The organism is Escherichia albertii NBRC 107761 = DSM 17582 (assembly GCF_000759775.1).
In the GTDB taxonomy this organism is placed as follows: domain Bacteria; phylum Pseudomonadota; class Gammaproteobacteria; order Enterobacterales; family Enterobacteriaceae; genus Escherichia; species Escherichia albertii.
Window position 1 is genome coordinate 1 of the sequence record NZ_BBMY01000046.1, and the last position, 11,213, is coordinate 11,213.

Genomic DNA, 11,213 nt, shown 5'->3' on the forward strand with positions numbered 1-11,213 from the left:
AAAGCGGTTTGTTTTCGCCGTTGCTGACATCACGACCATCGTTATAGGTGTAGTTGAGTGACAGTTTCCATTGGTCGTTGAACGGAATTTTCAACTCGGTTTCCACACCCTGAATACGTGCTTTGTTAACGTTGTAATAACGGAACACCGGCACACCGTCTGCGGTAAAACCAACAAAGTTTTGGTAGCCCGGTGCAGCGTTAATGTCAGACGTACGGCTGATGCTGATACGATCTTTCACATCATTACGGAAGACAGTCACGCTGGATTCAACGCCTTCCAGCCAGCCTTCTTCCCCCATATAGTAAAGCCCCAGCTCCCAGCTTTCGCTGGTTTCTGGTTTCAGATCCGGGCTACCAACAATCTTACATGCGCCACGGCAAGAATTGCTTGTCCAGTCGGGGCTAAGTTGTAACAGAGAAGGCGCTTTAAAGGCTGTCGCCCAGCCCCCTTTCACTGTTACGGTATCGGTAGCGTTATAGACCAGATAGGCACGCGGGCTCCAGTGTTCGCCGTAGGTTTCATGATCGTCCATACGTACGCCAGTGGTCAAAGACAGCGGTTCGAAGATCCGCCATTCATCTTCGATAAACAGCGCATACTGGCTGGCAGATGTTTTGCTGCTGGTCCCGCCAGTCAGGTTTACCGCATCATTAAGTTTGTCATGACGCCATTCGCCACCAAAGGTGACAAATTGATTAATCGCCGTCAGCGGCAATGTGTATTTACCGTCGACAGTATTACTTTCGGAAGTAATTGGGCTGCTATTGCCCGGGTTTTTGTTCTCGAGTTTCTCGCCATAGAATTTCAGTTCGCTGGTGCCGTACTCCCAGCGACCATTATGGCTGACGGAGTAGTTCTGGCGTTCCAGGCGATTTTTGTCCAGCGAGTCGGAATCACGATCCTGACGGTCAAAACCGTAACCAGCGGTAAAATCGTGATTTTGATTCGGCGTCCAGGCAAATTCGACATTACCGTCGCGGCTGGTGAATCCTTCAATACGCGGCGTTTCTCCGGTCCTGGCGGTCGTTGAGCTCTGCGGATCATCTTTTTCACGTTTCGCAAGACTGCCGTAGACTTTCATCCCCAATACGCCGTCAATCAGCGGACCACTGGTGAAGAATTGACCGTTATAGGTATCTCCACGATCGCGGTGTTCCTGAATAGTAGAATCAACCGTAACGGTTCCAGACCATTTCTGGCCGATTTTTTTAGTGATGATATTAACCACGCCGCCGAGCGCATCAGAACCATACAGCGAGGACATCGGGCCGCGCACGACTTCGATACGTTCAATGGAATCGACCGGGATCCAGTTCAGATCAAAATCATTATGGCGGAATACGGCGTTGCGGGAATTAACGCGTTTACCATCAACCAGGATCAGCGTGTAGCTACTGTCCAGACCACGAATACTAACGCCCTTGCGGTTGTCACCTTCGTTTGTCAGTTGCACGCCAGGCACATCTTTAAGCACATCTTTCAGATTCTGTACCGGTTTACGCTGCAGGTCTTCCTGAGTTATCACACTGATGCTGGCGGGCGCGTCTTTAAGGTTTTGTTCAACGGAAGAGGCAGTGACAACCATCGTTTCACCATCATCATCAACCGCTAACACGGGCCATGCACAAGAAATTGCGGACAAACACAGCCCGACCCGTACGAAAGGGTTCAACCTAAACATTCCATATCTCCATGAGGTCACTATAAAAATTTAAATGGGTTATCGCTCACATCTTCTGCATGTCCCCTCACGTACGGCAGCATCGCGGTGGACTTTTTATATGCAGGTGATCAGTCCAGAAAGCCTGGGCAGCCTCTGATTTGTCAGCCTTTTTTGATTGCGCGTAACGATAATGCAAACAATAACAATTATCAATTCAATTGTTGAAATTTATATCCGCATGATTATCAAGGGAAAGCAAAATGAAAAAGCCTTCCCGGTTGGGAAGGCTTTATAAAGGAAGGCGTAAAAACTTATTTATTATCGTTCTGTGGGAACTTCATTTCGCTGTAGCGTACGAAGTGGGTTCCTTTAATCAGTTTGTAGCCGAACCAGATGATCAGGAATAGTGGAATACCGATATACGTCGCCGCTACGCCGCCCCAGTCAATGGTGTCTTTCAGGAACGCTTCATAGTTCTGGCCCAGAGTGATAATCAGGCACAGCACAAAGGCGAAAATCGGTCCCAGCGGGAAGAAGCCCGAGCGATACGGCAGATCGTTAATATCATGTCCCTGCAATACATAGCCACGACGGAAGCGATAGTGGCTGATAGCAATTCCCAGCCAAGCGATAAAGCCCGTCATCCCGGAAGTATTCAGCAGCCACAGATACACTGTCTGGTTGCCAAACATTGACGTCAGGAAGCACAGACCGGCAATCACCGTCGTCGCATACAGGGCGTTACGCGGTACGCCGCCACGCGACAGTTTGGCGAAAATACGCGGCGCTTTACCGTCGCACGCCAGGGTGTACAGCATACGGGTAGACGCGTACATACCGGAGTTACCTGCCGACAGTACCGCCGTCAAAATGACCGCATTCATCACCGCTGCCGCAGAAAGCAGACCCGCATGCTGGAACACCAGGGTGAATGGGCTGACGCTGATGTCTTTCACATCGTTACGCAGCAGGCTCGGATCGGTGTACGGAATGATCAGACTGATAATCAGAATCGCGAATACATAGAACAGCAGGATTCGCCAGAACACCTGACGTACCGCACGCGGAATATTTTTCCCTGGCTCTTCAGATTCACCCGCAGCAATACCAATCAGTTCAGTCCCCTGGAAGGAGAAACCGACAATCATCGCCACACCGATCATCGCCGCAAAACCACCGGCAAACGGCGCCTCGCCAATTGTCCAGTTGCTCCAGCCTGCAGGCTGCGCGCCTTTGAAGATACCAATAATCATCATCACGCCGACAACGATAAAGATAATCACTGTCGCAACTTTGATCAGCGAGAACCAGTATTCCGCTTCACCAAAACCACGAACTGAGATGTAGTTCAGCAGGAAGATGATGCCGAGGAACAGCGCACTCCAGATCCAACCGGGAGTATCAGGAAACCACCAGCTCATGACCAACTGCGCGGCAACAAGGTCAACGGCAATAGTCACCGCCCAGTTGTACCAGTAGTTCCAGCCCAGCGCGAAGCCAAAGCCTTCTTCAACATAGTTCTGACCGTAAGTCGCAAAGGAACCGGAAACGGGCATATAGGCAGCCAGTTCACCGAGACTGGTCATCAGAAAGTAAACCATCAGACCAATAAGAATATATGAAAGCAGCGCCCCGCCCGGGCCTGCCTGAGAAATCGTTGCGCCAGAGGCAACAAAAAGCCCTGTACCGATGGAGCCGCCAATGGCAATCATCGTCAGGTGACGCGCCTTTAATTCACGGCGTAAGCCCGGCGCTTCTGTGGTTTTAGTTTCGGAAACCATACGAAAATGCTATCCATCATAAAAAATGAGGCGCGATTGTAGCAGACGATCTGCGATCCTTCCGGTAGAAATACGCAGTTATAAGAGACCTTCATGATCGCCCAGGGATTATAAGTAAAGCAGCCAATCTCTTTTCTGGCGAATGCATAACGCTGGCGCTGCGTCACGAAATCGACACAGCGCCAGCCCGTTTCTGTACAGCAATTTAACGCGGTAAATTAGCGGGATCGCAGTAGTCCAGAAAACGCAGTAACGCGTTGGAAAGATGCTTTTGCCGATGATGAATACGCCACAATGTACGCATCAGGCGCGGCAGTGGGACAGCAACCTCACGTAAAGTGCCAGTCTGCAATTGCTCTTCAATCACGCGCCGCGACAAACAGCTAATTCCAAGCCCGTGACGTACCGCATGTTTGATAGCCTCGGAATTCCCTAATTCCATCGCCATTTCAAACTTCGGCAGATGCGACAATAACAGATAGTCGACAATCTCTCGTGTGCCGGAACCACGTTCACGCAGGATCCACGGCGCGCCAGCCAGCTGCTCCAGAGTAACCGGACCGTGAGCAAGTGGTGAAGTTGGCGCGGCAAAAACCACCAGTTCATCCTCCAGCCACGGTTCAGAAATAATTTCAGTGCTGTGACACGGCCCTTCAATAAAGCCAATATCAACACGAAAATCCAGCACTGCCTGTACCACGTCCTGACTGTTACCAACACTAAGTTCAATCGGCAACTGCGGATAATCAAGGCGATAACGAGCGATGACTGCAGGCAAAATGTAATTGCCAATGGTGCTACTGGCATAGACACGAATCGCGCCGTTGTCTTCACGAAACAGTTGTTCGATTTCAACGGCCTGTTCGAGCAGCGCCAACGCGCGTGGATAGAGCAACCGTCCGTGCTCATTGACGACAAGTCGTTTACCGACGCGATCAAACAGTTGCACGCCAAGCTGCCCTTCCAGATCGGTCAACGCCGCGCTCACTGCCGATTGCGACAACGCCAGCATCACCGATGCCTGGGTGGTTGATCCACTTTTCAATACTTCTGCAAAAACTTCCAACTGTCGGAGGGTGATGTGCATAGTCGCTTACCACTTATAAAGATTAATTATAAATATATAATCAATTTTATTTTTAAACCAGTTAGTTGTAACCTCTGTGCCCGGTTAAAGGAGAGGGTTATGACGAATATCACCTTACAGAAACAACATCGTACACTGTGGCATTTTATTCCGGGGTTAGCCCTGAGCGCAGTAATCACCGGGGTCGCCCTGTGGGGTGGTTCCATTCCCGCAGTTGCGGGTGCCGGGTTTAGCGCCCTTACCCTCGCAATCTTGCTGGGGATGGTTTTAGGCAACACCATCTATCCGCACATCTGGAAAAGCTGTGACGGCGGTGTGCTGTTTGCTAAACAATATTTATTACGTCTGGGTATTATTCTTTACGGTTTCCGTCTGACATTCTCACAAATTGCCGATGTCGGTATCAGTGGGATTATCATTGACGTGCTGACGCTGTCCAGTACTTTCCTGCTGGCTTGCTTCCTTGGGCAAAAAGTCTTTGGCCTGGACAAGCACACCAGCTGGCTGATCGGCGCGGGTAGCAGCATTTGTGGTGCTGCGGCAGTACTGGCGACTGAGCCGGTAGTGAAAGCGGAAGCCAGTAAAGTGACTGTGGCTGTCGCAACCGTCGTTATCTTCGGGACCATCGCTATCTTCCTCTATCCGGCGATATATCCGCTGATGACCCAATGGTTCGGCCCGGAAACATTCGGTATCTACATTGGTTCTACCGTGCACGAAGTGGCGCAGGTTGTGGCTGCTGGTCATGCCATCAGCCCGGAAGCTGAAAACGCGGCAGTTATCTCCAAAATGCTGCGCGTGATGATGCTGGCTCCGTTCCTCATCCTGCTGGCGGCGCGTGTTAAACAGCTGTCTCCGGCGAATGGCGGCGAGAAAAGCAAAATCACCATTCCGTGGTTTGCAATCCTGTTCATCGTAGTTGCCATCTTTAACTCGTTCCATCTGTTACCGCAGAGCGTTGTGAACATGCTGGTAACGCTGGATACCTTCCTGCTGGCAATGGCGATGGCGGCACTGGGTCTGACTACTCACGTCAGTGCGCTGAAAAAAGCTGGGGCGAAACCTCTGCTGATGGCACTGGTGCTGTTTGCCTGGTTGATTGTTGGTGGTGCTGTGATTAACCATGTAATTCAAAGCGTCATCGCATAAACCACTACATCTTGCTCCTGTTAACCCGCTATCATTACCATTTTCCTCCAGCGGGTTTAACAGGAGTTCACTCATGAAATACATTGGAGCGCACGTTAGTGCTGCTGGCGGTCTGGCAAATGCAGCTATTCGCGCCGCCGAAATCGACGCTACCGCGTTTGCCTTGTTTACCAAAAATCAACGCCAGTGGCGTGCCGCACCACTCACTACGCAAACCATCGATGAATTCAAAGCCGCCTGTGAAAAATATCACTACACATCGGCGCAAATTCTCCCCCATGACAGTTATCTGATTAATCTCGGTCATCCGGTCACAGAAGCTCTGGAAAAGTCGCGTGATGCTTTTATTGACGAAATGCAGCGCTGCGAACAACTAGGACTCTCTTTGCTCAACTTCCACCCCGGTAGTCATCTGATGCAGATTTCAGAAGAGGATTGTCTGGCGCGCATTGCTGAATCCATCAATATTGCGCTGGATAAAACAGAAGGCGTAACGGCAGTGATTGAAAATACCGCCGGTCAGGGTAGCAACTTAGGATTTAAATTCGAACATCTCGCGGCGATTATTGACGGCGTGGAAGATAAATCCCGCGTCGGTGTCTGCATTGATACCTGCCATGCTTTTGCCGCCGGATATGATTTACGTACCCCTGCCGAATGCGAGAAAATATTCGCTGATTTTGCACGTATCGTCGGCTTTAAATATCTGCGCGGCATGCACCTCAACGATGCGAAAAGCGCCTTTGGTAGCCGTGTTGACCGCCATCATAGCCTTGGCGAAGGCAATATCGGTCATGACGCGTTTCGTTGGATTATGCAGGACGACCGCTTCGACGGCATTCCACTGATCCTTGAAACCATCAACCCGGATATCTGGGCAGAAGAAATCGCCTGGCTAAAAGCGCAACAAACTGAAAAAGCGGTGGCCTGATCGATGAACGACAGGGAAAAGCAGATTCTTAAAATTCTGCGCCGCAACCCGCTGATTCAACAGAATGAAATCGCCGATATTCTGCAAATCAGCCGCTCACGCGTTGCTGCCCATATTATGGACTTGATGCGTAAAGGCCTGATTAAAGGCAAAGGATATATCCTTACTGAGCAGGATTACTGTGTGGTGGTGGGGGCAATCAATATGGATATTCGCGGAATGGCGGATATCCACTACCCAGAAGCGGCATCAAATCCCGGTACTGTTCACTGTTCAGCGGGCGGTGTTGGCCGCAATATCGCGCATAACCTGGCCCTGCTTGGTCGGGATGTGCATTTAATTTCAGCTATTGGCAACGATTTTTACGGCGAGACATTACTGGAAGAAACGCGCCGCGCGGGCGTGAACGTTTCAAGCTGTATTCGTCTGCACGGACACAGCACCGCAACTTATCTCGCTATCGCCAATAAGCAGGAAGAAACGGTCCTGGCAATCAATGACACACATATCCTGCAACAGCTAACGCCTCAACTGCTCAATGGTTCACGGGACTTGATTCGCCATGCTGGCGTGGTGCTGGCAGACTGTAACCTCACGCCTGAAGCCCTGGAATGGGTCTTTACCCTCGCTGATGAAATTCCGGTGTTTGTCGATACTGTTTCCGAATTTAAAGCGAGCAAAGTGAAAACCTGGTACAGCCGGATCCACACTCTGAAACCAACACAAAATGAACTGGAAATTTTGTGGGGTCAGCGGATTAAAGACGACGACGATCGCATCAGGGCTGTAAATTCGCTGCATCAACAGGGCGTTAAACGCATTTTTGTTTATCTGCAAGATGAATCTGTATTTTGCAGCGAAAAGGATGGCGAGCAATTTTTACTGACCGCGCCAGAGCATACGGCAGTGGATAGTTTTGGCGCCGACGATGGTTTTATGGCGGGCCTGGTGTATAGCTTTCTGGAAGGAAGTAATTTTCGCGAGAGCGCCCGTTTTGCTATGGCCTGTGCGGCGATATCACGCGCCAGCGGCAGCATAAACAACCCTACCCTGTCTGCCGATAACGCGTTTTCATTAGTGTCGGTTGTGTAAAAATGTTGCCGGATGCGACGCTTAATGCGTCTTATCCGGCTCATAAATCGCGCACTACGCTAAACCAATAAAGAACCCGGCAATGGTCGCACTCATCAGGTTGGAAAGCGTTGCTGCTGCCAGCGCCCGTAAACCAAGCTGAGCGATTTCCGGCGCACGTTTTGGCGAAATAGCGGAGAATGCCCCCACCACGACGCCAATAGACCCGAAGTTTGCAAAACCGCAGAGTGCGAACGAGATAATGGCAATGGTCTTGACATCCAGCGTACCGCCCGTTTGCAGATAGGGCGAGAAGTTGAGATAAGCGACAAATTCATTAATCGCCAGCTTCTGTCCAATCAAACTTCCGGCAAGATTGGCGTCATTCCAGTCCACGCCCATAATCCATGCCAGTGGGGCCAGCACATAGCCGAAAATGCTTTCCAGAGAAACATTGGCGAAACCAAACCAGCCGCCAATTCCACCAATAATGCCGTTGATCAGCGCAATGATCGCAACAAATGCCATCACCACCGTCGCCACACCTGCTGCAATTTTCAGCCCGGTCATTGCACCATTCGCCGCGGCTTCGATAATACTTTTTGGTGGCGTTTCGCTAAACGACAGATTTTCAAACGTAACTTGTGAAGGTTCCGTCGCTGGGCTAAGAATACGTGCAAACAGAATGCCGCCGGGAATAGCCATCAGCGAAGCCGCTAACAAATAATCAATCGGCACGCCCATTCCGGCATAACCAATCATCATCGAACCCGCAATAGACGCCATACCGCTACAAATTGCAGTAAACAGTTCGTTGCGGTTCAGACGATCGATAAACGGTTTCACGATCGCCGGGATCTCGTTTTGTCCGAGGAAAATCGTGGTAACCGCCACAAAAGATTCGATTTTGCTGATATTAAGGGCTTTCTGGAAAATACTGCCAAGAATGCGGATCAGCAGCCCCATCACGCCAATGTAGTACAGCAAGCTGATAAGCGCGGTAACAAAAATAATCGCCGGAAGTACGCGAAATGCGAAGATAAATCCCGCGCCGTCAAACAGGACGTCCATTTTCGGCCCCACCAGCGAACCAAAAATAAAGGCGCTCCCGGCGTCACTGTAGGACATCACTTTATGGACGCCTAACGCCGCCTGCTCGACGGCCCATTTTCCCGGTGGAAAATAGAGCATGATGCCGCCAATGGCGAATTGCAGCAGTAACGCAGCCCCAACGGTGCGTAAGCTGATACTTTTTTTATTCACAGACAATAAGAACGCAATTGCCAGCAATACCACCATCCCCACAACACTTCTCATTATATCCATAATGATTTTCCCTTCATGCCAGTAAACCCGGCGCAAAACCAGGTTTTGGTATGTTTGATGAGTACGGGCGACGGCTTTCTGCCCACCGGAAATTACCCCACGAGACGCTGATATTCTTTGGCAATTTCACTCGCCAGAATGGCGTTGTTGAATACCAACTGGATGTTGGATTTCAGGCTATCGCCGCCGGTCAGTTTCGCAACACGAGCTAACAGGAACTGTGTACTCTCTTTCCCGATAACCCCTTGTTCTTCTGCTTCGGCAATAGCCTGATCGATTGCCGCATTGATGGTTTCTTCCGGCATAGCAAACTGTTCCGGGATCGGATTCGCCACCACCAGGCCGCCGTTCAAACCGGTTTGCCATTTCACTGCCATTGCACGAGCGATGTCAGTGGCGCTATCGAGGCGAATGCTGACTTCAAATGGGCTGGTTCGGCAGAAAAACGCAGGCAGCGCTTTTGTCTGATAACCAATTAACGGTACACCGAAGGTTTCTAAATATTCTGTTGTTAATCCTAAATCGAGAATAGATTTTGCACCAGCACACACAACGGCGACATTGGTATTTGCCAGTTCCTGTAAATCGGCAGAAATATCGAAGGTATGTTCCGCGCCGCGATGCACACCGCCAATACCACCGGTAGCAAATACTTTAATTCCAGCCAGCGCCGCGATAATCATCGTTGACGCAACGGTAGTAGCGCCATTTTTCCCTGCGGCAACGACAAAAGGTAAATCACGACGACTGACTTTCGTCACGTTATGTCCTTCACGGCCTAACAATTCAATTTCTTCTTTACTTAAGCCCACTTTCATCACGCCGCCAATAATGGCGATGGTAGCGGGTACAGCGCCCTGTTTACGAATAGTTTCTTCCACTTCAATTGCGGTCTGGGCATTTTGCGGAAATGGCATACCATGCGAAATAATAGTTGATTCAAGAGCTACAACCGGTTTTTTATTTTTTAAAGCCTCCCGTACTTCAGCAGATATTTGTAATAATTCAGGGGACAAAGTTAATTCAGACATTCGGTGTTCTCCACTAACGATGTAACATTGGCAATTGATAATTCAGGATTGTTGGTATATTCACAGGCGAGCGCCATTGACGAACATCCCTGCGCAAATCGGACAGAATCGATAAACGACATACCGTCTACCCAACAGGACGCCAGCCCCGCCATCATGGCGTCGCCTGCTCCGGTAACATTGATAACATTTGTTTTAATGGGGGCCGACCACCCGCTTTCACCGTTGATATCACTGTAGTAAACGCCATCTCCCCCCATGCTCAACACCAGACGGTTCAGGCCGTGTTGATGAAACCAGGCGGCAACCTTTACCACATCTTCACGTCCAGAAAGTGCAATTCCACTTAGCGTTTCAGCTTCAAGGCGGTTAGGTTTCAGTGTATGAATTTTGCTCAAATGATCGCGAATTTTGACACATTTCCATGCTGATACCGGATCAACAAATACAGGTGTGTCTCCGCCATTTTTCAGAACCCAGGCCAGCGCGTCTTCACTAAGATTGCAATCCGCGACAATAACCCTTGCACCGCGAATAAATTTCTGATGTTGGGCGAGAAATTCTGCAGAAATACAGTCGCTAATATTCATATCATTTATCGCGACAAGCATTTCTCCGGTATTATCGAGCAGCGATAAGTAGCTGGAGGTATTTTCATCTGGCACAATTAAACATTTATCGACATAAACACCCGATTGATTAGTTTGCGCCAGCAATGATTGCCCATAGAAATCTCCACCTACCGCACTTAAAAGCCAGGCATTTTTTCCCAGCAACGCCAGATTATGCGCAATATTTCTTCCCACACCGCCTGGGGTAAATTTTATTTTTCCGGGATTCGAATCCGCATAATTCAATGGCTGATGTGAATACCCAGCCACATCAATATTCGCAGAACCAATAATTACTATGTAGTCCTTTTCGCGCATAGCACGCCCCCTGGCAATAAATTACCAACGAAGAAATTGGGTAAAATAGTCATTACAGCAAATAAGACTATTAGAACATATGTTCGGATTTAAACACATGTTCATAATAAGCTTGTTTAACGTAATGTAAATCGATCAGAAAAAACGAAATCAGCCAGATATGAAGACGGTCACAAAATTTGTCTATTTATGCAGCAACAAAAAGGAAAGTTGTGATGTGTAACACACAATATGGCAGACAA

At 49.5% G+C, this 11,213-nt stretch carries 9 protein-coding genes; 3 read left to right on the forward strand and 6 right to left on the reverse strand.

All coding sequences use genetic code 11. The features are described 5' to 3' along the window. The 3 genes from cirA to yieE form a co-directional block, all read right to left on the reverse strand. On the reverse strand, positions 1-1,684 hold a 1,684-nt coding region (gene cirA / locus EA14781_RS10315; protein WP_042335600.1), incomplete at its 3' end, for a catecholate siderophore receptor CirA. 293 nt (positions 1,685-1,977) lie between these two features. After that, complete coding sequence (gene lysP, locus EA14781_RS10325) at positions 1,978-3,447, reverse strand: lysine-specific permease (protein ID WP_000253265.1); 1,470 nt, start codon at positions 3,445-3,447, stop codon at positions 1,978-1,980. 205 nt (positions 3,448-3,652) lie between these two features. Continuing rightward, positions 3,653-4,534: a DNA-binding transcriptional regulator YeiE gene (gene yieE, locus EA14781_RS10330; protein ID WP_000548306.1), complete on the reverse strand. Its 882-nt coding sequence runs from the start codon at positions 4,532-4,534 to the stop codon at positions 3,653-3,655. A gap of 99 nt (positions 4,535-4,633) precedes the next feature. Between yieE and EA14781_RS10335 the strand changes: the two genes are divergently transcribed. From EA14781_RS10335 to EA14781_RS10345, 3 genes are all read left to right on the forward strand, one after another. Continuing rightward, positions 4,634-5,683 carry a YeiH family protein gene (locus EA14781_RS10335; protein ID WP_000182049.1) on the forward strand — a complete coding sequence of 350 codons (1,050 nt, stop codon included), beginning with the start codon at positions 4,634-4,636 and terminating at the stop codon, positions 5,681-5,683. Between the two features lie 73 nt (positions 5,684-5,756). Next, on the forward strand, positions 5,757-6,614 hold the full coding sequence (gene nfo / locus EA14781_RS10340) for a deoxyribonuclease IV (protein ID WP_000873885.1): 858 nt from the start codon (positions 5,757-5,759) through the stop codon (positions 6,612-6,614). A 3-nt stretch (positions 6,615-6,617) separates the two neighbouring features. Continuing rightward, positions 6,618-7,706 (forward strand): sugar kinase, encoded by a 1,089-nt coding sequence (locus EA14781_RS10345; RefSeq protein WP_000999808.1) that lies wholly within the window; start codon positions 6,618-6,620, stop codon positions 7,704-7,706. Positions 7,707-7,760: 54 nt separating this feature from the next. On the opposite strand, the gene EA14781_RS10350 is transcribed toward EA14781_RS10345, so the two are convergent. The 3 genes from EA14781_RS10350 to EA14781_RS10360 form a co-directional block, all read right to left on the reverse strand. Further along, positions 7,761-9,011 carry a NupC/NupG family nucleoside CNT transporter gene (locus tag EA14781_RS10350; RefSeq protein WP_000353874.1) on the reverse strand — a complete coding sequence of 417 codons (1,251 nt, stop codon included), beginning with the start codon at positions 9,009-9,011 and terminating at the stop codon, positions 7,761-7,763. A gap of 92 nt (positions 9,012-9,103) precedes the next feature. Then, complete coding sequence (gene psuG, locus EA14781_RS10355; protein ID WP_001293154.1) at positions 9,104-10,042, reverse strand: pseudouridine-5'-phosphate glycosidase; 939 nt, start codon at positions 10,040-10,042, stop codon at positions 9,104-9,106. Continuing rightward, a complete protein-coding gene (locus EA14781_RS10360; protein ID WP_001207101.1) occupies positions 10,030-10,971 on the reverse strand; it encodes a pseudouridine kinase in 942 nt (313 codons plus the stop codon). Before EA14781_RS10360 ends, psuG begins: the two co-directional genes overlap by 13 nt. Between the last annotated feature and the right edge of the window lie 242 nt (positions 10,972-11,213).